General features: G+C 56.0%; 22 protein-coding genes, 1 tRNA gene and 1 pseudogene. 7 read left to right on the top strand and 17 right to left on the bottom strand.

The window, feature by feature from the left end; all coding sequences use genetic code 11:
- The first annotated feature begins 5 nt into the window (after positions 1–5).
- The 3 genes from trxA to F1C16_RS02440 all read left to right on the top strand — a co-directional run bounded on the left by trxA (position 6) and on the right by F1C16_RS02440 (position 3,619).
- Positions 6–317, top strand: a complete 312-nt coding sequence (gene trxA, locus F1C16_RS02450) for a thioredoxin (protein ID WP_185282794.1) — start codon at positions 6–8, stop codon at positions 315–317.
- A gap of 115 nt (positions 318–432) precedes the next feature.
- The gene (locus F1C16_RS02445; RefSeq protein WP_258049003.1) at positions 433–2,769 is read left to right on the top strand and encodes a TonB-dependent receptor; all 2,337 of its coding nucleotides are present in this window, start codon (positions 433–435) and stop codon (positions 2,767–2,769) included.
- A 4-nt stretch (positions 2,770–2,773) separates the two neighbouring features.
- On the top strand, positions 2,774–3,619 hold the full coding sequence (locus tag F1C16_RS02440) for a DUF4249 domain-containing protein (RefSeq protein ID WP_185282793.1): 846 nt from the start codon (positions 2,774–2,776) through the stop codon (positions 3,617–3,619).
- Between the two features lie 180 nt (positions 3,620–3,799).
- On the opposite strand, the gene F1C16_RS02435 is transcribed toward F1C16_RS02440, so the two are convergent.
- The 4 genes and pseudogenes from F1C16_RS02435 to F1C16_RS02420 all read right to left on the bottom strand — a co-directional run bounded on the left by F1C16_RS02435 (position 3,800) and on the right by F1C16_RS02420 (position 8,280).
- A complete protein-coding gene (locus F1C16_RS02435) occupies positions 3,800–4,618 on the bottom strand; it encodes a purine-nucleoside phosphorylase (protein WP_185282792.1) in 819 nt (272 codons plus the stop codon).
- Positions 4,619–4,761: 143 nt separating this feature from the next.
- Positions 4,762–6,519 carry a signal peptide peptidase SppA gene (sppA, locus tag F1C16_RS02430; RefSeq protein ID WP_185282791.1) on the bottom strand — a complete coding sequence of 586 codons (1,758 nt, stop codon included), beginning with the start codon at positions 6,517–6,519 and terminating at the stop codon, positions 4,762–4,764.
- Between the two features lie 148 nt (positions 6,520–6,667).
- Positions 6,668–7,521, bottom strand: a pseudogene (gene kdsA / locus F1C16_RS02425) (3-deoxy-8-phosphooctulonate synthase).
- 81 nt (positions 7,522–7,602) lie between these two features.
- The gene (locus tag F1C16_RS02420) at positions 7,603–8,280 is read right to left on the bottom strand and encodes a methyltransferase domain-containing protein (RefSeq protein WP_308461646.1); all 678 of its coding nucleotides are present in this window, start codon (positions 8,278–8,280) and stop codon (positions 7,603–7,605) included.
- Between the two features lie 53 nt (positions 8,281–8,333).
- Here F1C16_RS02420 and F1C16_RS02415 point away from each other — a divergent pair, with 53 nt between their 5' ends.
- Entirely contained in the window at positions 8,334–9,113 is a 780-nt protein-coding gene (locus F1C16_RS02415; protein WP_258049002.1) for a hypothetical protein, read from the top strand.
- Between the two features lie 37 nt (positions 9,114–9,150).
- Positions 9,151–9,282: a hypothetical protein gene (locus F1C16_RS22900; RefSeq protein WP_258049001.1), complete on the top strand. Its 132-nt coding sequence runs from the start codon at positions 9,151–9,153 to the stop codon at positions 9,280–9,282.
- A 183-nt stretch (positions 9,283–9,465) separates the two neighbouring features.
- Here F1C16_RS22900 and cphA read toward each other — a convergent pair whose 3' ends face one another.
- The 7 genes from cphA to F1C16_RS02380 form a co-directional block, all read right to left on the bottom strand.
- Positions 9,466–12,078 carry a cyanophycin synthetase gene (gene cphA / locus F1C16_RS02410; RefSeq protein WP_185282790.1) on the bottom strand — a complete coding sequence of 871 codons (2,613 nt, stop codon included), beginning with the start codon at positions 12,076–12,078 and terminating at the stop codon, positions 9,466–9,468.
- 195 nt (positions 12,079–12,273) lie between these two features.
- A tRNA-Cys gene (locus tag F1C16_RS02405) sits at positions 12,274–12,344 on the bottom strand.
- A gap of 163 nt (positions 12,345–12,507) precedes the next feature.
- The gene (gene rpsA / locus F1C16_RS02400) at positions 12,508–14,550 is read right to left on the bottom strand and encodes a 30S ribosomal protein S1 (protein WP_246601939.1); all 2,043 of its coding nucleotides are present in this window, start codon (positions 14,548–14,550) and stop codon (positions 12,508–12,510) included.
- A gap of 165 nt (positions 14,551–14,715) precedes the next feature.
- Entirely contained in the window at positions 14,716–15,156 is a 441-nt protein-coding gene (locus tag F1C16_RS02395; protein ID WP_185282789.1) for an SMI1/KNR4 family protein, read from the bottom strand.
- Positions 15,157–15,161: 5 nt separating this feature from the next.
- Complete coding sequence (locus tag F1C16_RS02390; RefSeq protein ID WP_185282788.1) at positions 15,162–15,563, bottom strand: putative toxin-antitoxin system toxin component, PIN family; 402 nt, start codon at positions 15,561–15,563, stop codon at positions 15,162–15,164.
- A gap of 2 nt (positions 15,564–15,565) precedes the next feature.
- Complete coding sequence (locus F1C16_RS02385; protein WP_185282787.1) at positions 15,566–15,880, bottom strand: hypothetical protein; 315 nt, start codon at positions 15,878–15,880, stop codon at positions 15,566–15,568.
- 66 nt (positions 15,881–15,946) lie between these two features.
- The gene (locus tag F1C16_RS02380; RefSeq protein WP_185282786.1) at positions 15,947–17,014 is read right to left on the bottom strand and encodes an acyl-CoA desaturase; all 1,068 of its coding nucleotides are present in this window, start codon (positions 17,012–17,014) and stop codon (positions 15,947–15,949) included.
- A 148-nt stretch (positions 17,015–17,162) separates the two neighbouring features.
- Here F1C16_RS02380 and dinB point away from each other — a divergent pair, with 148 nt between their 5' ends.
- Positions 17,163–18,257, top strand: a complete 1,095-nt coding sequence (gene dinB, locus F1C16_RS02375) for a DNA polymerase IV (protein WP_258049000.1) — start codon at positions 17,163–17,165, stop codon at positions 18,255–18,257.
- On the opposite strand, the gene F1C16_RS02370 is transcribed toward dinB, so the two are convergent.
- From F1C16_RS02370 to F1C16_RS02355, 4 genes are read right to left on the bottom strand one after another with little or no spacing between them, the layout of a single operon-like run.
- Positions 18,240–19,247 carry a pectinesterase family protein gene (locus F1C16_RS02370; RefSeq protein WP_185282785.1) on the bottom strand — a complete coding sequence of 336 codons (1,008 nt, stop codon included), beginning with the start codon at positions 19,245–19,247 and terminating at the stop codon, positions 18,240–18,242. The two genes, dinB and F1C16_RS02370, sit on opposite strands and share 18 nt — an antisense overlap.
- Positions 19,248–19,266: 19 nt before the next feature.
- Positions 19,267–20,223, bottom strand: a complete 957-nt coding sequence (locus F1C16_RS02365) for a pectinesterase family protein (RefSeq protein WP_185282784.1) — start codon at positions 20,221–20,223, stop codon at positions 19,267–19,269.
- Positions 20,220–21,023: a rhamnogalacturonan acetylesterase gene (locus F1C16_RS02360; RefSeq protein ID WP_258048999.1), complete on the bottom strand. Its 804-nt coding sequence runs from the start codon at positions 21,021–21,023 to the stop codon at positions 20,220–20,222. Before F1C16_RS02360 ends, F1C16_RS02365 begins: the two co-directional genes overlap by 4 nt.
- Positions 21,024–21,057: 34 nt before the next feature.
- Positions 21,058–21,840, bottom strand: coding sequence for a rhamnogalacturonan acetylesterase (locus tag F1C16_RS02355; protein ID WP_185282783.1), 783 nt, complete (start codon positions 21,838–21,840; stop codon positions 21,058–21,060).
- 252 nt (positions 21,841–22,092) lie between these two features.
- Between F1C16_RS02355 and F1C16_RS02350 the strand changes: the two genes are divergently transcribed.
- Positions 22,093–23,544 (top strand): NAD(P)/FAD-dependent oxidoreductase, encoded by a 1,452-nt coding sequence (locus tag F1C16_RS02350; protein WP_185282782.1) that lies wholly within the window; start codon positions 22,093–22,095, stop codon positions 23,542–23,544.
- Between the two features lie 95 nt (positions 23,545–23,639).
- Here F1C16_RS02350 and F1C16_RS02345 read toward each other — a convergent pair whose 3' ends face one another.
- Both F1C16_RS02345 and F1C16_RS02340 read right to left on the bottom strand, forming a co-directional pair.
- Positions 23,640–24,152 (bottom strand): hypothetical protein, encoded by a 513-nt coding sequence (locus F1C16_RS02345; RefSeq protein ID WP_258048998.1) that lies wholly within the window; start codon positions 24,150–24,152, stop codon positions 23,640–23,642.
- A 253-nt stretch (positions 24,153–24,405) separates the two neighbouring features.
- A complete protein-coding gene (locus F1C16_RS02340) occupies positions 24,406–25,224 on the bottom strand; it encodes an enoyl-ACP reductase (protein ID WP_185282780.1) in 819 nt (272 codons plus the stop codon).
- Positions 25,225–25,357 lie beyond the last annotated feature (133 nt).

Here is a 25,357-nt window from a genome sequence, read left to right as displayed (position 1 = left end):
TTCTCATGCCGAAGAAGTCTTTTTCCGAGTTAATTAACAGCCCTGGCATGCCGGTGCTGGTCGATTTTTACGCCGATTGGTGCGGCCCGTGCAAAACCATGGCGCCCATTCTGCAACAGGTAGCCCAGCAACACCAGGGCAAGCTGCGCGTCATCAAGATTGACGTGGACCGCAACCAGGCGGTGGCCCAACAGTTTCGAGTGCAGAGCATTCCTACCCTTATTCTGTTTCAGAATGGGCAGCCCGTGTGGCGGCAGGCGGGCGTGGTGCCCGCGCCGCAGCTCAATCAGGCGTTGCAGGGCTTTGTCAATCGTTGAAGTAGCTTTGTTGGTGCGCAATTCCTAACCGACAAACTATCCGACGAGGTTGGGCGTTGGAGTAGGCGGCATTTGCCCGCACTTTTCTACCATTCGCCCCGAAACCCTTCGTCTGTTGTTTGCACGCTGTACCCTTCTAGTAGTCAGTCTACTACTACCGTTGTTTGCGCTGGCGCAAACGCAGTATACCCTTAGTGGCGTGGTGCGCGCCGCCGACACGCACGAAATTTTACCCGGCGCGTCGGTGGCGGTGCCTGCTTCGGCCACCGGCACCGCCACCGATGCCCAGGGGGCCTACTCCTTGCCCCTACCCCCGGGCACGCACGAGGTAGTCGTTTCCTTTCTTGGCTATCAGCCCGTTACGCGCACCATCACGCTGCGCCGCGACCAGCGCCTGTTAGTGGAGTTGCCTACCGCAGCCAATGAGCTGGGCGAGGTGATTGTGCGTGGCTCGGGCACGCTGGAGCAGAAACTTCAGACCACGCAGATGAGCGTGGAGCGCCTGACCACCCGCGAGGCTAAGCTCCTACCCGCGCTGTTTGGGGAAGTGGATTTGCTGAAAACCCTGCAACTCAAACCCGGCGTGCAGAACGGCGGCGAGGGCACCTCGGGCCTGTTTGTACGTGGCGGCTCATCGGACCAAAACCTGGTGTTGGTAGATGATGCGGTGGTCTACAACCCAGCGCACTTGTTCGGGCTGTTTTCGGTGTTCAACCCTGATGCAGTGCAGAGCGTGGATTTGTATAAGGGCGGTTTTCCGGCGCAATATGGCGGGCGGCTTTCCTCTATTATTGATGTGCGTCTGCGCGAGGGCAGCCATGAAAAGGTAGGCGTGAGCGGCGGCATCGGCCTGATTTCATCGCGCTTGGCCGTGGAAGGGCCGCTGAACAAGGGCAAGGGCTCCTTTCTGGTTTCCGGGCGCCGCACGTATTTTGATGTGTTCACGCGGGCCATCAACCGGGTGAACGAAGGCACAGTAGATTACAGCCCCATTCCCGACTACTACTTTCAGGACCTCAACTTGAAAGCCAACTACCAGTTGGGCCGCAAAGACCAGGTGTTCCTGACTGGCTATTACGGCAAGGATGTGTTTGGCTTTAAGAGCGACGGTGGCTTTAACATCAACTTCGAGTGGGGCAATACGCTGGGCGCGCTGCGCTGGCAGCACACCTTTGCACCGCGCCTGTACCTGAATACCACGGCTTCCTTCACGCGCTACCGCTACAACATCGGCAATGCGCTGGACGAGTTCAGCTTCGGCCTGGCCTCTACTATCCGCGACCTGAGCCTGCGCTCCGATCTGGAATACCACACCACTGATAATCGGCATATTCTGAAAGCCGGGGCCACTATCACTTCGCACGACTTTGGGGTAGGCCGTTTGCAGGCCGAAAGCGTGAGCAACCTGGTCAACTTCGGCTCCGATGTAAGCTACACTGGCCAGGAAGGCGGCCTGTACGCGTCCGACAACTTTACTGTCAACGACAAGTGGCAGCTTGATTATGGCCTGCGCCTGTCGGGCTTTCACAGCGGCTCCGATACCTATGGTGGCATCGAGCCCCGCGTGGCGGCGCGCTATTCCCTTTCCCCTACCCTCAGCCTGAAGGCCAACTACGCGCTGATGTACCAGTACGTTCACTTGGTAACAAACTCGGGCGCGTCCCTACCCACCGACATCTGGTACCCTTCGCGCCTATCAGTGAAGCCGCAACGCTCGCAACAGGTAGCCACGGGCGTGAGCTGGCTGCTGGGCGGCGGCAAGTATTTGCTGACAAACGAGGTATACTATAAGTGGGCCGAAAACCAGATTGATTTTCGGGACGGCGCCCAGCTGTTTGCCAATGCCGATCTGGACCAGGAGTTTCTGTTTGGCAAGGGCTGGGCTTACGGCGACGAAATTTACCTGGAGAAAAAAGAAGGCAAAACCACCGGCTGGATTGGTTACACCCTGGCCTGGACTAAGCGGCGCTTTCCGCCCCAGCGCGGCACCACAGGCATCAACAACGGTGCTATTTACTACCCTACCTACGACCGGCGCCATAACCTGACGGTGGTGGTGCTGCACCAGCTTTCGCCGCGCATCAACCTCACGGGCTCATTTGTATTCACCTCGGGAGCCGCTACTACACTGCCGCAGGGGCGTTTCATCTACCAAGATGCGCTGGGCAGCGGCGGCAACCCGGTGGCGGTACCACTTTACCCCGAGCGTAACACCTACCGTTTGGCGCCCTATAACCGCCTCGATCTGGGCCTGGTGTATAAGCTGCGCCCCCGCCACGGCGAGTCGGACCTGACGTTGAGCATTTACAATGCCTACAACCGGCGCAATCCGTACTTCATCTACTTCGACCGGATAGAAGATCCGCAGACCAACCTCACCACGGGATACAGAGCCCGGCAGGTGTCGCTGTTTCCGACTATTCCGTCGGTTACGTACAACTTCAAATTCTAACCTGATGCGCTGTTTCCGCCGCCGACCTGCTGCCTGGCTGTTGCTGAGCCTCTTCTCTCCTACCCTACTGGCCGGCTGCGGCAGCCTGCAACAAGACATTGACGTGGAATTGCCCTTTGGGCCGTCGCAGTTGGTTGTGGAGGCGTACCTGGAGCCGAACGTAGTGCCGCGCCTGACTATTACCGAAACGCAGCCCTACCTAGCTGAGGCAGTGATACCCTTGGTAGACGATGCCACGGCCATCATCATCCGTCCCAATGGCACCCGCGACACGCTTATGTACGCGCCGACCATCGACCGCACGACGCGCAAAGGTTACACACACATTGGTCGGCGGCGACTGAATGCCCGCCCTGGCGACATCTTTGGGCTGGAGGTATACGACAAGCAAGGTAGGCGCCTCACCGGCACGGCCACCGTGCCCGCCACCGTACCGATTCAGAAGGTGGAGTGGCGTTTCAACAACGAAACCGGCGACCAGCGCAAGGCCTACGTCCTCAACACCTTCCAGGACCCCGCCGGCCTAGGCGACGCCTACCGTTTCATGGTGCATCGCCGCTCCCTCCTCCGCGAACCGGAAGTGGAATATACCGTGCAGGACCGCCTCACCGATGGCCAGAGTATCACGCTAGGCACGTCCTACGAGTTTCGGCCCAACGACACGCTCATCGTCAGCCTCTTCCACCTCGATACGCCCTATTACGATTTTCTGCAATCGGTGCAGGATGCGCGCAGTGCCAACAACAACCCCTTCGCGCAGCCCTCCGGCGTAAAATCAACCGTGACGGGCGGCATTGGGGTATTCACGGTACTGAGCGTGCAGCGGCAGAATATTATTCTGCGAGAATAAGGTGAAGTTATGGGTTTGTGAAGTTGTGCATCGTCTGTCATCCTGAGCTTGCGAAGGACCTTATCACATCAGAACGACAAGCGTAATAACGGCTCGTTCAGCTGGCGTAAGGTCTTTCGCTGCGCTCAGGATGACAGGCTTTTTTCATTCATAAATTCATAACCCCACAACTTCACCACTTCAACACTGCTCTATCACCGCTTTCAATAACGCCGTAAGCCGAGGCTCTGCATCAGCGGCTACGCGCAGAATATCAACTAATTGCACGCGCTTGAGCTTGCCGGGCGCGCATAGGTCGGTGATGACGGATATGGCCAGCACGGGCAGTTGCATGTGCACGGCGGCAATGACTTCGGGCACAGTGCTCATCCCTACCCCATCGGCCCCGATGGTGCGCAGGTAGCGGTACTCGGCGGGAGTTTCCAGCATGGGGCCGGGTAGGGAGGCGTACACGCCGCGCCGCACTTTGTCGGCGAATCCTAAATCCTGAGCAGCTTTTTCGGCTAGGGACAGCAGGCTGTGGTCGTAGGGCTCCAGCATATCGGGGAAGCGCGGGCCCAACTCGTCCAGGTTTTTGCCGATGAGCGGGTTGGTGGGTTGCAGGTTGATGTGGTCCTCAATGAGCATGAGGTCGGCGTAGTTGTAATCAGGGTTGAGGCCGCCACCGGCGTTGCTCACAAACAGCTTCTGAATGCCCAGTAGCTTCAGCACGCGCACCGGAAACACTACTTGCTCCATGGAGTAGCCCTCATAGAAGTGAAAGCGCCCCTGCATCACCAGCACCCGCCTACCCGCCAGCGTGCCCGCCAGCAGCTTGCCCGAGTGGCTCTCTACCGTAGACACTGGAAAATGCGGAATATCAGCGTAGGAAAACGTGTGGGCCACTTCGATTTCCTGCACCAATCCACCTAAACCGGTACCGAGGATAATACCGAATTCGGGTTGAAAGTCTTGCAGGTGGGTTTGGAGGTAGGCAGTAGCTTCGCGGAGTTGTTGCATGGGGTGGGGTTGAAGTGTAAGACCGTTTGTCATCCTGAGCAGAGCGAAGGACCTTCTCACGGCAGAATAACAGGCGTAACAACGACTCGTTCTGGTGTGAGAAGGTCCTTCGCTCTGCTCAGGACGACAAACGTTGTAAAACGTTACTCAATCGTCATCTCAAACGGCATGCGGGCCTGCACACCGCGCATCTGTGTGAGCTTCTGGTATTGCTCGTACATAGGATAGAGCGCGCCCATTTCCTGCTTCACCATGCGCAAGCGCACTTCCTCGTTCAGGCCACTGAACATGCTTTCGACGAAGGTTTTTTGGCGGGGTAGGCGCTGCAAGGAGTAGTCGCCCTCTTTCAGCTTGGCGCGGCGGGCGGCGATACGTAACGCATCATCCATAGAACCCAGCACGTCGACCAGGCCGCGGGCCTTGGCCTCACTGCCCGACCACACCCTACCCGACGCCAAGCGGCGCAGGCGCTCTACAGGCATGTGGCGGCCTTGGGCGGCTTTGGTGGTGAAATCGGCGTAGATGCGGTCTACCTCCTGTTGTAGCTGCTGTTTCTCGTAGGCCGTGAGCGGCCGCGTGATGGTGGGAATATCCGAGAACTCGCCCGTTTTCACCCGGTCCGTCGTCACCCCAATTTTCTCACTCAAGAACGGCCCAATATTCGGCAATACGCCGAATACGCCGATGCTACCCGTGATGGTATTAGGGTGAGCCACGATGGTATCGCAGGCCATGGCAATGAAGTAGCCACCCGACGCTGCCACATCCGACATGGAGCAGACAATGGGCTTCACCTTCTTGGTGAGCACCACCTCGCGGTAGATAATATCCGACGCCAGCGAGGAGCCACCGGGCGAGTTCACGCGCAGTACTACGGCTTTCACTTTGTCATCCATGCGGGCTTTGCGGATGGCCTCGGCGAAGCGCGTGCTGCCAATGCTGCTGCCGCTACCCTTACCCGTCACGATGTCGCCCTCTGCGTAGATAACGGCAATCCGGTTGTTGCCCAGCGTTTCATCCTCACTGTTTTTGGCGTAGTCGCTCAGGTCAATGGTGCTCAGCTTTTTATCCTTCGCCACGCCCAGCTTGCCTTTGATGTAGTCGGTAGCCTGATCGTAGTAGCCCAGGTTGGTCACCAGGCCGAGGCGCTTGGCGTCGTCGGCGTTGTGCACCAGCATGGAGTCGCTGATAACCTTGAGGCGCGGCCCCGGAATGCGGCGGGCCGTAGCCACGTGACCCAGCATGTAGTCGTTGAGCGAGTTCAGGAACGAAGACGTTTGCAGCCGCGCCGAATCCGACATGCTGGTGCGGAAATACGGCTCTACGGCGCTCTTAAACGAGCCTACCCGGAAAATGTACGGCTCCACGCCCAGCTTATCGAACAGGTTTTTGTAGTAGTAGGTCTCCGAGCTGAGACCGTTGAACTCCAGCGCGCCCTGCGGATTGAGGTAGATTTTGTTGGCAACGGAAGCCAAGTAGTAGCTCTTTTCCGATTGCGCATCGGCATACGACACGATAAACTTGCCTGATTTCTTGAAATCCAGCAGCGCATCGCGAATTTCCTCCAGCGAGGCCATGCCACCCTGCACCAGCTCCACATTCAGCAGAATGCCTCTGATGTCGCCATCGTCTTTGGCGCGCCCAATGGCTTCCTTCACCTGCTCCAGCCCAATATCATCGGCCTGCGAGCTGATGAGCGACGCCAACGAGCTGCGGCTTTCGCGCTCAGCCAACGGCTTATCCAGCTTGATTTCCAGCACCGAGTTGCTAGCCACCGTCACCTCCTTATCGGCGGAGCTGGCCAGAACAAACAGCGCCCCCAGCAACAGCACAAAACTCAGTATACCAAACAGCACCAACCCCGTGAGGGTAGCCAGCACGTACTTAAAAAATTGTTTCATGAAGGGGATTCAGATAGGTAGATGCGGAAAAGATATAGAAACGTAAAACAGTCTGTCATCCTGAGCTTGCGAAGAACCTTTTCACGTTGAACGACGCCTCGTTCTGCCGTGAGAAGGTCCTTCGCAAGCTCAGAATGACAGACGTTGTTTATGCCGGCAGGGCCTCGATGCTACCCGTATCCTGCAAGGCCTGGCGCAACGTGGTGAGGCGGATGAGCAGACCCTCCAGCTGATCCAACGGCAGCATGTTGGCCCCGTCCGATTTGGCGGTGGCGGGGGTAGGGTGCGTTTCGATGAACAGGCCGTCGGCGCCCACGGCAATGGCGGCTTTGGCAATGGTTTCGATGAGGGCCGGCTGGCCGCCCGTCACGCCGCTGCTCTGGTTGGGCTTTTGTAGGGAGTGGGTCACGTCCATCACCACGGGCACGCCAAACTGCTGCATGGCCGGCAGGTTGCGGAAGTCCACCACCAAGTCGGAGTAGCCGAACGAGTTGCCACGCTCCGTCAGAATCACATGCTCGTTGCCGGACTGCCGCACTTTATCCACGGCAAACTGCATGGCGTCGCCGCTCAAGAACTGACCTTTTTTCACGTTCACCACTTTGCCGGTTTTGGCGGCGGCAATCAGCAAATCGGTCTGGCGGCATAGGAAAGCCGGAATTTGCAGCACGTCTACGTACTCAGCGGCAAAGGCAGCCTCGGTGGTTTCGTGGATGTCGGTGACGGTAGGCACCCCAATTTCGCGCCCCACCTTTTGCAGGATGCGCAGGGCCGTTTCGTCGCGATGCCGGTGAAGGAATCCAGGCGCGAGCGGTTGGCCTTGCGGTAAGAGCCTTTGAAGATGTAAGGAATCTGGAGCTTATCGGTGATATGCTTAATGCGCTCAGCAATGCGCAGGGCCATGTCTTCGCCCTCAATAACGCAGGGGCCAGCCATTAGAAAGAACTGACCAGAATTGGTATTGCGGAAATGCGGCAGGACGTTGGCAAGTTGGGCAAACATAGGAGGCAAGGTAGGAGCCAGCGCCACAGGGCTACCAGCTGGTAAAACAAAAAAATGAGGGTAGACAGTGGGAAACGCAAGCTACAGCTTAACCTCCGTTTTCCGGCGCAAACACATAAACAACTCCCTACCCTGCCGGGGTTTCAAGGAATTATAGGCCGGTGCGAAATGCACGAAATCAAAATACGGCTCGAAATAGGTGCGGTACTCCGCCGCGCTGCCGCCGAAGGGTGGGCCGGGCTGCGAAAACTCCGTGTCGAAGAGCAAGCCTACAAGCGTGCCACTGGGGCGCAAAAGCGCGGCGCACTGCCGGGCATAGTCGGGGCGCTGGGCGGGGTCGAGGGCACAAAAGAACGTCTGCTCTACCAGCAAATCGAATGGCTCGGTGGGCGCTAAGGCGAAAAAATCTTGTAGCAGCAAGTGGTCCGCCGGGAAGTTGGGCACGCGGGTTTGCAGGGCCGCTAGGGCGTCGGGCGCCACGTCGGCCACCCACACCTGGGAGTAGCCCTGGCCGTGCAAATATTCGGCTTCGTAGCCGCGTCCAGCGCCCGGAATGAGGATGCGGCGAGCATCAGGCCCGGATAACTGCATGAAATATTCCCGTAGAGGTGGCGTTATCTGGCCCGTATCCCAGCCGGTTTGTCCGGCCTCGTAACGGCCTTGCCAGTAGATGGCATCAAGCTTTTGCGTAGGTTGCATCACCTTATCCGATTTAAGCCGGGACTTGCGCACGTGCACAATCCCTTTATTTTTGTGCACAAAGGTACTGGTCCCACCCGCATCTACCGGGTATCACTTAACCCTCCCATTACATGGAACCAACTCAAAATTCTGAACCTAAAAACAACAACCGGGTCTGGCTGTTCGTGGCCCTCTTTCTGGTGCTACTGGGCATCAACGGCTTCCTGTTCTACCTGAATCAGCAGAAAGGCAAGCAAAACGAGCAGCTGACAGCCACTGTCAAAGAGAAAGACTCCAAGCTGGAACAGCAAATCAAAGAGTACGAAACCCTAAAGGCTGATTTTGAGCGCCAGAGCCAGGAAGTACAAGGGATGGGCCTAGCCAACGACTCGCTGGAGGCTCGCATTGCCTCTATCAACGCCGATTTGCTGAAACTGCGCTCCTTCCGCAAGGGCAGCTTCTCTATTGCTGAGCAGCGTCGCTTCAAGGAGCGCGCCGCTAACTTCGAGAACCAGCTGCGCAAAAAAGACGAGGAAATTGCTCAGTTGAAGGCTGATAACGAGGCTCTCTACACCGAAACAACTACCCTGAAAGAGCGCCAAAACAAACTCACCGACACCATCTCGACGGTAGTACGCTCCAACCAGGAGCTGTCGGACAAGGTAGCCGTGGCCTCGCGCTTACAAGCCGACAACATCCGGGTAGGCATCATCAACGGCCGCAACAAAGAAAAGGACGACGACGACAACGAGTTCAAAGCCAAGCGGGTAGAGAAAGTAAAAGTTACTTTCAACCTGGCTCGCAACGACGTGGCCCCCAAGGAAACCAAGCAAATCATGATGCGCTTGATCGAGCCCGACGGCTCGGCGCTATACAACCTGAGCACCGGCGGCGGCACGTTTATGGTTTGATGGGTCGGAGGCGTTTTACACCGCCAAGCAGGACATCGTGTTTGATAACACCCGCCAACCTGTGCAGTTTTTGTACGCCAAGGGTGCACCTTACAAAACCGGTCTGCACACGGTAGAGCTATATTCGGGTGGCGTGATGATCGGCAAAACCACGTTCACGCTGAAGTAGAATATCTGAACCACGAATTCGCTCGGATTTTTCGGATTACGCGAATTTTGTGGGCGATTCACATTGTACCAAAAAACAAAAGGAGCTTGCCAAATTGGCAAGCTCCTTTTGTTTGAAATCGTCCATAAACTTCGCGTAATCCGAAAAATCCGAGCGAATTCGTGGTTCAGACGAACTTCATCCTTATTGATGGTTCTCCAGCTTTTTGATGGTGGCGCTGATGTTTTCGGTGAAGATGCACACTACAGAGCCAGGGCGGGCAGTGTGGAGGGCGTGGTCGATGGCATCCAGCTCGTTTTCGATGTAGGTGATGGGAATCTCGGGCTTGTCTAGTTGCAGGCCGCGGGTCATTAGCTCACGTAGCTCCTCAGCAGTTTTACCGCGTAAGTCACGGTCTTGGCGCAGGATTACTTCGTCGAAAATCTGCCCGGCTATACGTGCGAAGCCCAACGTATCCTCTTCCCGCCGGTCGCCCAGCCCCGACACGATGCCTACCTTATGCGTGGCCTCGGTAGCATTCAGAAAATCAGCAAACTTGGTGATACCTGCTGTGTTGTGGGCGTAGTCCACAATCACCTCAAACTGCGGGTACTTAAACACGTTCATGCGGCCCGGCGTTTTGCTGGCCGAAGGCACAAACGTGCGCAACGCCGTTTTGATATCGTCCTTATCAAACCCGGCCAGGTAACCGGCTAGCGCCGCCGCCAGGCTATTCTCAATGTTGAAGCCAGCTCTACCCCCAAACGTCACCGGAAACTCCACGGCCCGGTCGATGCGCAGCTTGTAACTGTTTTTGTAGATGGTGATGTAGCCTTCCTCGTACACCGCCGCCACGCCGCCGTCCTCCACGTGCTCCAGAATGCGTGGGTTGTTCTCATCCATACTGAAGTAGGCCACACGGCAGTCGAGCTTGTGGCCCATTTGGTACACCAAATCGTCGTCGGCATTCAGCACAGCCCAACCATTTTTACGCACCGTACGGGGTAGCACGCCCTTCACAGCAGCCATTTCCTCCACGGTGTAAATATCACGCAGGCCCAAGTGATCGGCAGCTACGTTGGTGACAACGGCAATATCGCAGGAGTGGAAGCCCAACCCAGAACGCAGCATGCCGCCGCGGGCGGTTTCCAGCACTGCATAGTTCACGGTAGGGTCCCGCAGCACGAACTCGGCGCTTTGGCCACCGGTGCAGTCGCCTTTTTGCAGCTGCACGCCTTGGATGTAAATCCCGTCCGTGGTCGTGAAGCCTACCTTATAACCCTTTGAGGCCACCATGTGCGCAATCAGACGTGTGGTGGTGGTCTTGCCGTTGGTGCCCGTCACGGCAATGATGGGGATGCGGGTAGGCACACCGGGCGGAAACAGCATATCCACTACAGGCGCTGCCACGTTGCGCGGCAATCCTTCGGTGGGTGAAATGTGCATCCGAAAGCCGGGCGCGGCATTTACCTCAATCACGGCGCCGCGAGTTTCGTTGAGCGGCACCGCAATATCGTCGGTGAGCAGGTCGATACCGCAAATATCAAGGCCGATGGTGCCGGCCACACGCTCGGCCAGCAGCACGTTGTAGGGGTCTACCAAATCGGTCACATCGGTAGCCGTGCCACCGGTGCTGATGTTGGCTGTGCTTTTGAGGTAAATTGTCTGGCCAGCCAGCAGTACCGAATCCAGTGTCAGCTGCTGTGCCGCCAGGATATCCAGCGTGTGCTTATCGGCTTTAATAGCCGTCAGAACTTTCTCGTGGCCAATGCCGCGGCGTGGGTCGGTGTTGACTTGATCAATCAACTGCTGAATAGTGTGCGTGCCGTCGCCCGTTACGGCGGCGGGCGTGCGCTTGGCCGCAGCCACCAGCTTACCATTTACTACCAGCAACCGAAAATCGGCGCCTTCAATAAACTGCTCCACAATCACGGCGCGGGAGTATTCCTGCGCTGCTTTCAGGCCCATCACGGCATCCTCCCAATTCTGAATCTTGATGGTGGCGCCTTTGCCGTGGTTGCCATCCAGCGGCTTAGTCACAATGGGAAAGCCCAACTCGTTGATAGCATCCCGCAGACCCTCTTCCGAGTACACAGTGGTGCCGCGGGGCACAGGCACGCCCGCGTTCTTGAGCATGGCTTTCGTGCGGTTTTTGTTGCCCGCAATTTCTACACCCGCATTGCAGGTATAGGTAGTGGTAGTAGCCCAGATGCGCTTCTGGTTCACGCCGTAACCCAGCTGAATAATGTTGCTGTTCTCCAGCTGGATGTAGGGAATGTTGCGCGAAGCCGCCTCCGATACAATACTCTGCGTACTGGGACCGAAGTATTCTTCTTCCCGAATGTCGTGCAGCTCCGCCAGCATGGGCTTCAGATCCACCGATTGGCCTTTGCAGAGGGCGTCTAGTATTTCCACTGCGTATTCAGCGGCTTGGCGGCCAGCGCGCTCTTCGCGGTAAGCAAACACCACCATCTCCATCCCTGCTTCGTGCGCGGGGTAGGACTTGCCCCAATACACCGGCATGCCGGCCTGGCGCTGCAAGGCCAGTGCCATGTGTTGCAGTACGTAAGCCAACGGCTCACCATCAGCTAGCTGGTCGCGGGTGAGGGGCGGATGCTTGATAGCCTCGGCAGAATGGTGCGGATTGGGCATACCCAGGTTCGGGAATAGATCCGCTAGTTGTTCTGGTAACTCAGACACGCTATTCGACCAGGTGCCGGCCAACTCCCCAAAGTCAACTTTCATGACAATCAGGCGAGTGTGTTTAACAGACCAATAGCTAGGGCCGCGCATGGTGCGCAGGTCGACAATCTTCATACGATAAGCGTGGGTGAAAAACGGAGTATGCCCGCACTATACGCAAGACAAGGCCAGAAGGTAGGGATAATGTCGGGCTTACAGCTGGTTTTGCCGGAATAATTGCCCGGCTTTATCTTCTATCTACTTAGGTAGTAAAACGCAAAAAGCCCCGGTCGGGGCTAATCGACCGGGGCAAGCAAGCAAAACAGGAAGAGGTGACGGGCGGATTCGAACCGCCGTAGGAGGTTTTGCAGACCTCTACCTAGCCACTCGGTCACGTCACCGGATTGGGAGCGCAAACATACGCCAATAATTGACTTTTGCCAAATAGAAGCACTTCTTTTCTTGTCTTTATTCACTAAACTTCTGTATCATAGCAGGTTTTATTACGCACAAAAAAGCCCCGGATTGCTCCGGGGCTTCTTGTTTTCAACTTAGAAGGTCAGCTTACGCTTTGTCTTCTTTGTTGGCTTCATCATCCGAGTCAAGCAGGTGCTTGGCGCGGTCTACTACGTCTTCGGCAGCGTGCGTTACGGTGTCGATGGCGTCGGAAGCGGCTTTGGTTACGCGGGCAATCAGGCCCTCTTCTTCAGCGGGAGCTTCAGCTTCGGCAGGAGCCTCGGCAGCAGGGGTAGCCTTTTTGCCGGCTTGCGACTGCAACTTCTGCTCACCAGCCTCACGCTCCGAGCCCATCATCCGGTCACGCAGGGCGCTTAGTGCGTCCAGGTCACCCAGCGTTGATTTCTCAGCGGGCTGTGCAGTTGCCTTCTTCACGTCGGCAGCATTCGAAGTCGAAGCACCACCAGCCGTAGTTGGCGTCTTCTTCTTGAACTTGGAAGCACGGCTCTCCTCTTCTACCGACTGGTTGTACACAGCGGTGTGCGAGAGAACAATGCGACGGTCGTCCTTCGAGAACTCCACCACGCGGAAGTCCAGCGATTCGCCGTTCTCAGCCTGCGAGCCATCTTCTTTCTGCAACGACTTGGGGTAGGCGAAACCTTCGATGCCGTAAGGCAACTCCAGCACGGCACCACGGTCGTTCTTCTCGGTGATGGTAGCGCGGTGTACCGAACCAGGGGTGAATACCGTCTGGAATGTATCCCAGGGGTTTTCCTCCAGCTGCTTGTGGCCCAGGGCCAAGCGACGGTTAGACACGTCCAACTCCAGAACCAATACGTCCAGACGGTCGCCCACCTTCACCATTTCGGAGGGGTGCTTGATCTTCTTGGTCCATGACAGGTCCGACACGTGCACAAGGCCGTCTACACCTTCTTCCAATTCTACAAACAGGCCGAAGTTGGTCAGGTTGCGCACCAGGCCGTTGTGCTTGGTGCCCACGGCGTACTTCGTACCGAAGTCGCCACGAGTCCATGGGTCTTCGCTCAGCTGCTTGATACCCAGACTCATCTTGCGGTCTTCGCGGTCCAGCGTCAGAATCTGCGCTTCTACCACGTCGCCCTGCTTGATGAAGTCCTGCGGGTTGCGCAGGTGCTGGCTCCAGCTCATCTCCGAAACGTGGATGAGGCCTTCTACGCCAGGGATGATTTCCATAAACGCGCCGTAGTCAGCTACGTTCACGATGCGGCCCTTCACTTTCGAGCCTACGCCCATGTCCTCGGGCAGCGAATCCCATGGGTGGGGAGTCAGCTGCTTCAAGCCCAGTGAAATACGCTTCTTGGCTTCGTCGAAATCCAGTACTACCACGTTCAACTTCTGGTCGAGTTGCAGCACTTCCGAAGGATGTGCAATGCGGCCCCACGAGATGTCGGTAATGTGCAGCAGACCGTCTACGCCACCGAGGTCGATGAACACACCGAAGTTGGTCATGTTCTTGATAACGCCCTCCAGGATCTGGCCTTTCTCCAGGTTGTTGAGGATGGCTTCGCGCTGCTTCTCGAGGTCTTTCTCGATCAGGACTTTGTGCGAAACTACCACGTTGTCGAAAGCAGCGTTGATTTTCACTACTTTCACTTCCATGCGACGACCTACATAGATGTCGAAGTCACGGATAGGCTTCACGTCAATTTGCGAGCCGGGTAGGAAGGCTTCTACGCCGTCCAGGTCCATGATCAGACCACCTTTGGTACGACGCTTCACTACGCCTTCCAGAATGGTGTCATTCTCCAGGGCATCGTAAATGGCTTTCCAAGCCTGCTTGATCTTCGCCTTCTTGCGCGACAGGATCAGCTGGCCGTTAGCGTTTTCCTGCTCCTCAATGAACACTTCCACCTCGTCGCCGGGCTTCAGGTCGGGCAGGTCACGGAATTCTGACACGGGCACTAGTCCGTCGGACTTGAAGCCAATGTTCAGGATAACGTCGCGGTCGGTGATGCCTACCACTACGCCACGTACTACTTCTTCTTCCTGGACGGTCGTCAGCGTGTCGCTGTACATTTCCTCCATCCGGGTGCGCTCCTCTGCGGAATAGTTACCGCCGAAGCCGCTGGCTCCAACATTATCCCAGTCGAAGTTGTCTACTACTTCTGCCATATTAGCTAGTGGCCCTCCTATACACGTTCGGCGCAGGGCCCGCCTCCGAATCGCGTTTTTGCTTGATACACAGCGCCAAAGCGCCGGCCCACCACCCTGGCAGGGGCGCAAAGATACGGAAAGTTACGCGCAAGTAAAACAGGACATTATCTCGCATTTGCGCACCTAGTCCCCGTCTTCATCACACCGCTTGAATGATAACTTATGCAGGAAGTTAAGAAACTCCTGAAAGCTTTTTCCCAAATACACCGCATACTCGTCATCAAAGACATCCAACTCAACAAAATGTCCTGTCTCCTTTTCGATGGCATAAGTGAAAAGACTACCATTAGAGCCGATTAGCCAATAATAGTTGATAAAATGCTCTTCGTAATCTGCATCCTTCATCCACAACGCGTTTATATCGAGTGCATCTGCAACGGAGTAGAGCGAAAACCATCCTCTGCCCAACCAACCGCCACCACCATTATGCCTCGCTAGGAATTCTAGATAACTGGGTGGGTAATCAAAGTCCATCTTTGCTTTGAGGCGGGCTTGTTCCTCTTGCGTTGCTCCTACCTTGAACTCCGGCTCTGTTATCAGTTCCTCAAAGGTATTTTCTACCATTGCAGTCAGTTAGGTAATAGCGATAAAAACTCCTGCGCTGATAGTACCCGCACAGCAGCAAACTTAATCTTGATAAGTGCTTTAAAATGCGAATCCTCGGTAACTAAATAATCTGCTTGTCCAGTTACCGCGCAATCAGCAAACTTTTCGTCGTCCTGATCAGTCGGGATTAATTGGAACCGATAATGAGGAATGACTTCGCGGACGTTGCTAAAATTTTGCAGGGCATTGAGAAAGTTGGAGGCCACTTCTGGACTACTACGCAACCCTATTATCTCTTCATATTCAAGCAAAATACTGCTCGTTACTAATAATTCGTAGTGTTGCTGCTGTAGCGCTTCTATTATGGGTCGATAAATGGACCGACGGCTTATAGATACCAACAACACATTGGTATCGAGTACCACCTTCATGAAGCTTTACGACTGGAAGAACGCATCTTTTCACGCAGCCATTGTTGCATCGTTTCGGCTGTCCAGCCGTTTTCTTCCCATAGTGCATCCATAGCAGCGGTGGCTTTTTCCGCATAATACAACCCAATCAAATGGCGGATATCCGCTGCATCTTTGGCGGGTACCTGTACTGCTTCCGAAGCAGCATCGTTACTGTCAGCCTTAGCGGGTGAGTCACGTTCAGAAAGTTTTTCCAATAGCAACGCTTGTAATTGCTGCTCAGTAAGTTCAACTGAGTCAGGAAGTTGCACATGCAAAACGACAGTCTTCATAGCTAGAAATAAAAGAGAGTTGCGGCAAATACCGCAACTCTCCAAATATACAAAATCAGTGGATGGCTATGCCCGCCTACCCAACTCGCGCAAATGTGCCACGTGCGAGGCTACGGCGTAGCGCATTTTTGGATACTCATTATACGTGATGCCAAACTCCTCGCACACCTGCCGGATAATCTTGTTGAGGGCTGGGTAGTGCACATGGGAAATGGTAGGGAACAAGTGGTGCTCTACCTGAAAGTTGAGGCCACCAACCAGCCAGCTAAGTAGCTTGTTATCGGTAGCAAAGTTGGCCGTGGTCTTGATCTGGTGAATGGCCCACTCGTCTTCCAATTTGTTGGTGGTAGCGTGCGGCACTGGAAATTCGGCGTGCTCCACAGTATGAGCTAACTGAAACACGATGCTGAGGGTGAAGCCGGCTACGGCCATAAAGAGCAGGAACCCTACCAGCCAGCTTACAAACCCTACCATATAAATAGGGAGGGCCACAAACAGCGCCAGATGTAACGCTTTAAAGCCCCAGAAAACACCCTGGTCCGACGCGTTCATCTTCTTGATGGGCATCTCCCCAATTTTGCCCCGGAAATACTTCTGGTAATCCATGTAGAAAATCCAGGCGATGAACAGCAGGGCGTAGAAAAACCAGAAGTACAGGTGCTGGAAGCGGTGTAGGCTACGGCGTGGTTGGCCGGGGCTAAGGCGTAACCAGGGCTGCGCATCCAGGTCATCGTCCACGCCGTCGATGTTGGTGTACATGTGGTGGATGAGGTTGTGCTTCATATTCCACATAAAGCTGTTACCGCCCATTACATTCAGCGTAAACGCGGCAAACTGATTCACCCAGCGCTTTTTGCTGAATGAGCCGTGGGCGCCATCATGCATCACGTTGAAGCCGATGGCGGCGCCAATTGCACCCAGCAGCAAGCACTCTGCAACGGCCAGCCAGGTAGGCGGCGTCAGGAAAACCAGATGCACGTAGACTGCCACAAAAGCGGTAGTCAAAATCAGGGCTTTGATAAACAAGGAGTTGCCGCCTGTGGTAGCTTTGCCTGCCTCGGCAAAGTAGGCGTTGGTGCGACGCTTCAGCTCCTGATGAAAAGAGCGCGAAGCCGCGAATTTGGGTGCGTGCATGAAGAAAATGGGATAAACAGGAAAGCAAAGATACCTCTTCCTGCTGAGGGGACAGCAGGTGACTGTCGTGCAAAATTGCGTACCCTACCCGCCCAACCTGCATCGTACGCCGATAGTTCCTCTCCCCTACCCGCCGTATCTTTGCCGGGTGCTGACGACGAACTCACTGGAGCCCGAAACCCGCAAGATTATTCACCTCGACATGGACGCTTTCTACGCGTCGGTGGAGCAGCGTGATAACCCTGAATTGCGCGGCCGACCACTAGCAGTAGGTGGCGCCCGCGAGCGGGGCGTAGTGGCCGCGGCCAGCTACGAAGCCCGGAAGTTTGGCGTACGCTCGGCCATGCCCGCCACCACGGCCCGGCGCCTGTGTCCGGAGCTGCTGTTTGTGCCGCCGCGCTTTGAGGTATATAAAGGCGTATCGCGGCAGATTCACGCCATCTTCTCCGATTACACTGAGCTGATTGAGCCGCTCTCACTGGATGAGGCCTACCTCGATGTGACTCAGAACCGCTATAACCTACCCTCGGCCACACGCATTGCGGAGGAAATACGAGCGAAAATCTTGGCGCAAACGCAGTTGACGGCCTCAGCGGGCATTTCCTACAACAAGTTCTTAGCGAAGCTGGCGTCCGATTACCGCAAGCCCAACGGGCAGTTCGTCATTCGGCCGCACGAGGGGCTGGCGTTTGTGGAGCAGCTGGCAGTAGGGCAGTTTCACGGCATCGGGCGCGTGACGGCGGCGCGCATGGAGCAGCTGGGTATTCGTACGGGTTGGGATTTGCGCCAGCAGTCGGAGGCGTTTCTGCGGCAGCACTTCGGCAAGGCAGGCTCGCACTACTTTGCTATTGCGCGGGCCCAGGACCATCGCCCCGTGGTGGCCGACCGGGTGCGCAAATCCATCGGCGCCGAAACCACGTTCGCCCGCGACCTTACTACCCTACCCGACCTCACCGAACACCTGCAACCCTGCCTGGAAAAAGTCTGGACGCACTGCGAGCGAACCGGTCTGCGCGGCCGCACCGTCACGCTGAAAGTGAAATACGCCGACTTCCAACAGATTACCCGCTCCCGTAGCTTCCCTACCCCCCTGGCCGACGTAGCCACGGTGATGCGCATCAGCCACGAGCTGCTAACGGCCCTCCTACCCATGCCCAAAGGCGTGCGCCTGCTGGGCGTCTCGTTATCGGGGTTGGAAACGGAGGCCGATATGGTAGGGCGGCAGCTAGGATTGGGGTTGTAGTGAAAACGTAGGCGCGACCTTGCCCGGCTGCCATTTATCCAGGCCTGTTAAAACTTGCTTTACGGTGTAGCGCTTCGCTTCTTTAGCGGAGAGCTGGTGCGCCCACGCCACACGCTGCTGCGGCTGAGCACCGGCCCCAGTGCTGCGGTACTCGAGGTAGGAGGCCGTTTTTTCGTTGTCCGGATTTTTCCAGTTGTCCCAGCCTGCCGGGCGAATGTGCCGGCCCATTTCTGTGTAGAGGTAGGCCACACGGGCATGGGGCCGCCACGGCCGCCCCAGCGACACATTGGTTGCCAGCGTAGAATCGGCCAGTAACCGACAGTGCAGAAAAACGAAGCCGTAGGGCTGTCCTTCCGGCGTGGAAGCGGCCGTGATGTGGGAGTTTTTCTTGCTGACGATGGTGCACTGCTCAAACACCGCCGTGCTGGCACCAAAGATGAAATCGGTAGTGCCCTCAATGGTGCAGCGGTAGAAGTACTGCCGGGTATGACCAGCCGCTAGAAACAAAGTATCCTGGTCGCCGAGGATGCGGCAGTTACGGAATACGCATCGGTCGGCCTCTACGTGCAGCGCCACAGCCTGACCCGCCGTACGGCCCGCCGTGTTCTGAAACGTAATGTTTGCGGCCTCAAAATCATTGCCCTGAATCAGCACCGAATGCGAGGAGTAGGTATCGATGCCGTTACTACCCGAATGGTCGTCGAACGTGATAATGGTAGTAGCGGGGTCGTCGCCGAGTAAGGAAATATGGGTTTTGAGGGTAGGCACCACCAGTTTTTCGCGGTAGATGCCGGGCTTCACATGAATCACTACCTGCTGCTGCGACTGGTTGGGCACAGCATTCACGGCTTCCTGAATGGTGCGGTACGTGCCGCTGCCGTCCGATGCCACCGTTATCAGGCTAGGGGCTACGGCATGGTGTTGCGCCCACGCGCCTACCCGCAGCAACAGCAACAAGCTAAGTACGACGCAGAGTATCTTATGATGCATAGCCAGTGATAACGTAACCTTAGTCCTGGGTAGGGTCCCAGCCCCGCAGCACGGTAGCCAGGGTGTACTGCCGGGCCTCCTGCTCGGTGAGCACATGCGCCCACGGCACACGCTGTTTGGGCGCGGCGCCAGGGCCAGTGCTTTGGTACTCGGCGTAGTAGGCGGTGCGCTTGTTTTCCTCCTTGCCCCACGGGTCCCAGCCTTCCAGCTTAATGAAGTTGCCCAGCTCGCAGTGCAGGTACACGGTTTTGGCGTAGGAGCGCCACGGGCGACCCAGGGCGTAGCTGTTGGCGGGGGCGTTGCCAGTCAGGCGGCAGTGGTTGAGCACGTAGCCGTAGCGGGTGGTATCGGGGGTAGAAGCAGCCGTGACGAAGGAGCCGCCTTTCTTGCAGAAAATCTCGCAACGCTCGAACCACGCCGTGCTGGAGCCAAAGATAAAATCGGTGGTACCCTCGATGTAACAGTCCTGGTAATACTGCCGGCTACCGTAACCGTAGGTGTAGAGCGTATCCTGAAACCCCAGAAAGCGACAGTTCTTAAACCGGGCTTTGTCGCCGGCTACCCACACGGCCACGGCCTGCCCCACCGGCCCCGACGAGTTCTGAAACGTCAGGTTCTCAGCCGAAAAATCGGTACCAAAGACATAGATGCTGGCCGAGCCCGAGGTACCCTTGTCCTCGCCGAAGCGGTTCTTTTTCTGATTGTAGTCGTCGTAAGTGAGGATGGTAGCGCGAGCATCCTCCCCAATGAAATGGACGAGATTTTTAGTACCCGCCAGCACCAATTTCTCTTTGTAAGTGCCCTTTTTGATGAAGATAGTGGTGACTTTCTTCCGAAAATCCGGCACGGCATCAATAGCGGCCTGCACCGTGCGGAACTGCCCGCTACCATCTTGCGCCACCACGAAATCGTAGCCAAAGGCCCGTTGGGTTAGCAATGCGTTGAATAGGCAGAACAGTAAAATCAGGTGCTTCATGGGGTAGTGGGTTGCGTATCGGGGCCTTTGGTGGGGGGCACCGCGTTTTTGGGTAGGGGCCGGGCCAGGTGGTCGGCCAGTGGAATGCGCTGCGCTTTCAACTCACTCACCACGAGTTGCGCCATTTTGCGGGCGCCCAGCTCCGAGAAGTGTGTGTTGTCCTGGCGACCGTAGGGGTAATTGGGGTGGTCGCCGGGCGCGAGTTGCAGAAAGAGCAGCTTGCTATTTTCTTCCCCAAACTGCTGCAACAGGTCCCGGCTCATCCTGTCGAGGTCGATGAGCGGCACTTTTTGCGCCTTAGCCACCTCCGCCGTCACAGCCGAGTAAGCTACGTGGGTTTCCTGCTGCTTTCCCTGCGTGAATTTGCGGCGCGTGACGGGCGTAATCAGCACCGGATACGCCTGTTTGCGGCGCGTCTCAGCCACAAATTTCAGCAGGTTTTTGCGGTAGTCGGCGGGTGAGGTGTAGCGGTCGGGGTAATTTTCGGCCTCGTCGTTGTGCCCGAATTGAATGAATACGTAGTCGCCGGGTTGCAAGGCTTCTACAATGGGCTGCCAGCGGTTTTCTGCCAGAAACGTACGCGTGCTGCGGCCATTCTTGGCATGGTTGGCCACTACAATTGTCGAGTCGAAGAAAGTAGGCAGCGGCATACCCCACCCGGTTTCCGGGAAAGTCTGCGGTATTTTCTGGGCGATGGTAGAATCACCAATCAGGTAGACGGTGGTTCTGTGGGTAGGCGGCAGCCGAAAGGCAAGTAGCCCCAGCAGGACCAAAAGCCCAATGCTTTTCATGTATGACATACGGTGGTCTTTCTATACGTTTATGTTCTCTACCCTACCGCGCCTGCGCATCCACGGTCTTCTTGGATTCGCGCTGCACAATACGGTCAGCCAGTTCCATCTTCAGCGCCCGAATATCGGCCAGTACCAGCTCGGCCATTTTGCGGGCGCCCAGCTCCGAGAAGTGCGTGTTGTCTTCGCGGCCATCAGGATAATTAGGGTGCTCACTAGGCGCCAGGTGGTTGAATAGCAGCTTGCTATTTTCTTCTCCAAACTGCTGCAACAGCGCCTGACTTTCGCGGTCCAGATCAATGAATGCCACTTTTTGCTCTTGCGCAATGGTCCGCACCAGGGCCGAGTAGGTGTCGTGTGTGCCTTCAATCTTGCCATTTGCGTCGAACTTGCGGCGCGCTACCGGCGTGAGCAGCACGGGCGTAGCCTTGCGGGCGCGGGTTTCGGTGATGAAGCGTACTAGGTTGGCGCGGTAGTCGGCTTCGGGTGTGTAACTTTTCTTCGTCGGCACCTCGTCGTTGTGGCCGAACTGAATAAATACGTAGTCACCTTCTTTAAGCGCGGCGGCCACGGGCTGCCAGCGGTTTTCGGTGAGGAAGGTTTTGGTGCTGCGCCCGTTTTGCGCCCGGTTGTCCACGGTCACGGTTTCGTCAAAAAACACCGTAAACGGCATTCCCCAACCCGTTTCGGGGTAGGCCTTGCGCTCCTTGATCGACATAGTAGAGTCGCCGACCAAATACACGGTGATGTTCTTTTTGGGCGGCCCAAAGGCCAGCAACGCCAGCAGCAATACGGCTCCCGCGAGCCGAAACAACGGATGATTCATAGGTGGGAGATGGGTAGGACGAAGTACATACTACCGGTTTGCCCTACCTTTCCCAAGCAGCACGCCGCTTTTTTCTACGGGAACGTTGCCAAACGCAGTATTTTAGCGCACCCTGTGTCCCAGGGGCTATGGATCGGTTTCATACCAACGTCCCGGTGTCTAGCCTAGGGCTTCAGACTTGGGACACAGGATGTGCAAAACAGCCTACCCTGCCCTTACCCTCGTATAGCCAACAACCCTACCCGAGCCATTATGCCCGATTCCAGATACGATGCCGTAGTAGTTGGCTCCGGCCCCAATGGCCTGGCCGCCGCCATTACGCTCCAGCAAGCCGGTTTGTCAGTGCTGCTGATTGAAGGCAAGAGCGAGTTGGGCGGTGGCCTGCGCACGGCCGAGCTGACGCTCCCCGGTTTCCGCCACGACATTTGCTCGGCCATCCATCCGCTGGCTGTTGGCTCGCCTTTCTTCCAAACCCTACCCCTAGCCCATTACGGCCTGAAATATCTCACGCCACCCGTAGCCGCCGCCCACCCCTTCGATGGTGGCACGGCTGCCGCGGTCTATAACTTCCTGGCCGATACAGCGCGCCACCTGGGCCAGGACGAGCAGCGCTACCGCCAGCTCCTGGAGCCACTGATAGCTAGCTGGCCCGCCATTGCCAACGACGTGCTGGCTCCGCTGCATTTTCCTAAACATCCGCTCCAGATGGCACAGTTTGGTGCGCCGGCCATGCTACCGGCCTCCGTGCTCACCAGCTATTTTCAGCAGAAAGAAGCGCGGGGCTTGTTTGCCGGGATGGCCGCCCACGCCATTCAGCCGCTCAGCAACCTCACTACCTCGGCTATTGGCCTGGTATTGTTGATAGCGGCCCACCGCGGCGGCTGGCCCCTACCCCAGGGCGGCTCGCAGTCCATTGCCGATGCGCTGGTGGCGCACTTCCGGGCGCTGGGCGGCACCGTGGAAACCGGCACTTTCGTACGCTCCCTCGACCAACTGCCCCAAGCTCGCACAGTGCTGCTCGACGTGACGCCCACACAGCTGTTGCAGATAGCTGGTCACAGTCTGTCCGCTGTATACCAGTGGCAGTTGCGGCGCTACCGCTACGGCATGGGCGTGTTCAAAATCGATTGGGCCCTGGATGCTCCTATTCCCTTCACCGCCCCCGAGTGCCGACAAGCCGGCACTATTCATCTGGGAGGCACCCGCGAGGAAATTATTGCCGGTGAACGGGCCACCTCCCAGGGCCACCACGTCACGCGGCCATTTGTGCTATTGGCCCAGCAAAGCCTCTTCGACCCTACCCGCGCCCCAGCCGGTAAGCACACGGCCTGGGCCTATTGCCACGTGCCCAACGGCTCCCGCATCGATATGACGGCCGCCATCGAGCAACAAGTAGAGCGCTTCGCCCCCGGCTTCCGTGACCGGATCATCGGCCGCCACACCTTCGATACGGCCCAAATGGAAGCCCACAACCCCAACTACGTGGGCGGCGACATCAACGGCGGCGTGTTGGACATTGGCCAACTTTTCACGCGCCCGGCCCTACGTGCCTCCCCCTACCGCACGTCCGCCAAAGGGCTCTACCTGTGTTCCTCGGCTACCCCTCCCGGCGGGGGCGTGCACGGCATGTGCGGCTACCACGCCGCCAAGCAAGCGCTGCATGATGTATTTCAGTTATCGGCTGCGCCGTTGCATGAAGGGTAGGGCGCTGTACGTCAATAATGTAGAGCCTAATGTATTTCTGTTTGCTTGAACTATGTTTTTAAAGCTAACATTAATACTTTTCAATAATATCATTATTACGTATAGTTGATATTTTGTTTTTTATTTTTTCGATTTATGCTATAGACTGCTCCTGCTATCAATCCGACCAATCCGCCCAGATAACTAAAATTGTGCATTGATCCAACTGCTATAAAATTATTTTTATCAACTAAATTATCAGGCAACCACCAATTTACTCCAACCTCTGCCAAATAAATTTTTCCGTACACAAGACCGATAAGCCCGATAGCAAAAGCAGTAATAATAGTTATCATCATTGATTTCATAGTCACATAAAACATTCGCTTACTATCTTTATGAATAAGCCCAACAAGTCCAAGAATTAAACCAATTGACAAACCCATCCACCAAGTTGCCATAAACCCAACAGCAGAAACCTCAAATCTTGGATTAGGAAAAATTGCTTCATTTCCCATATCCATAAGTCCAAATTGATAAAATTTAAACTTTGTATAGTACTCAGGTGAAATTGTATAAGTCAACTGGTCGTGCACAACACCGTAAAGGCCTCCAACTAAAGAAGCCATAGATACGATTAATACCAATGTAAAAAGTTTTTTCAAAATTTTGTTATTAACGTATTAAAAAAAATTAGCATTATCAACACATATTTCAAACCAATATTTATAAAAGCACAATACAATCTGTGATACACAAATAATATATATATTTTTAACAGCGTTAATATTAATTTATTTGTAGAACAATAACATATATATGTTAATAAACAAACAAAAAGCCTGACCATTCGGTCAGGCTTTCTATATAAACAACAACCGCTTACGAACTAGCTTTCGTCAGTACTTCTACCATTTCCTCCGAGATGCCGGTGGTGCTGAAGCCGCCGTCGTGCATGAGGTTTTGCATGGTCACGTAGCGCGTGAGGTCCGAGAACAGCGAGATGCAGTAGTCGGCGCAGGCTTCGGCGGGAGCGTTGCCGAGAGGCGAGAGCTTGTCGGCGTAATCGTAGAACGCGTCGAAACCGCTGATGCCGGCGCCAGCTGTCGTCTTGGTAGGCGACTGCGAGACGGTGTTCACGCGCACTTTTTTCTGCTTACCCAGGCGCTGGCCGTAGCTGCGGGCAATGCTTTCGAGCACGGCTTTGGCCTGCGACATATCGGTGTAGTCGAGGAAAGCGCGCTGGGCGGCGATGTACGACAAGGCTACCACCGAGCCCCACTCGTTGAGGGCGTCCTGCTTCTCGGCCACGTGCAGCATCTTGTGCAGCGACAGCGCCGAGATGTCCAGCGTCTTCTGGAACCAGTCGTAGTTCAGCTCGCCGTAGTGCTTGCCCTTGCGGATGTTCGGCGACATGCCGATGGAGTGCAGCACGAAGTCAATCTTACCGCCCAGTTGCTCCTGCGCACCCGAGAACAGCTTTTCCAGGTCTTCCACCGAAGTAGCATCGGCCGGAATGATGGGGGCGTTGCACTCCTCGGCCAAGGCGTTGATTTCGCCCATGCGCATAGCCAGCGGGGCGTTGGTCAGCACGAAGCGGGCGCCCTCGGCGTGGGCTTTCTGGGCCACTTTCCAGGCAATTGATTTTTCGTTGAGGGCGCCGGAGATAATGCCGACTTTGCCAGCGAGTAGATTAGGCATGAGGTGAAGTTGGGTAGTATGAGGATTCAGAGTACAAAGGAGGTAAAAAAAATAAGAACGTCATGCTGAGCCTGTCGAAGCATCTCTACCGTGAGTAATTAACTACTATCAGTAGAGATGCTTCGACAAGCTC

It is taken from the genome of Hymenobacter sp. NBH84, assembly GCF_014217645.1.
GTDB lineage: Bacteria > Bacteroidota > Bacteroidia > Cytophagales > Hymenobacteraceae > Hymenobacter > Hymenobacter profundi.
Note: the sequence above shows the minus strand (reverse complement) of the source record. Positions and strands in the feature narration are given on the sequence as shown.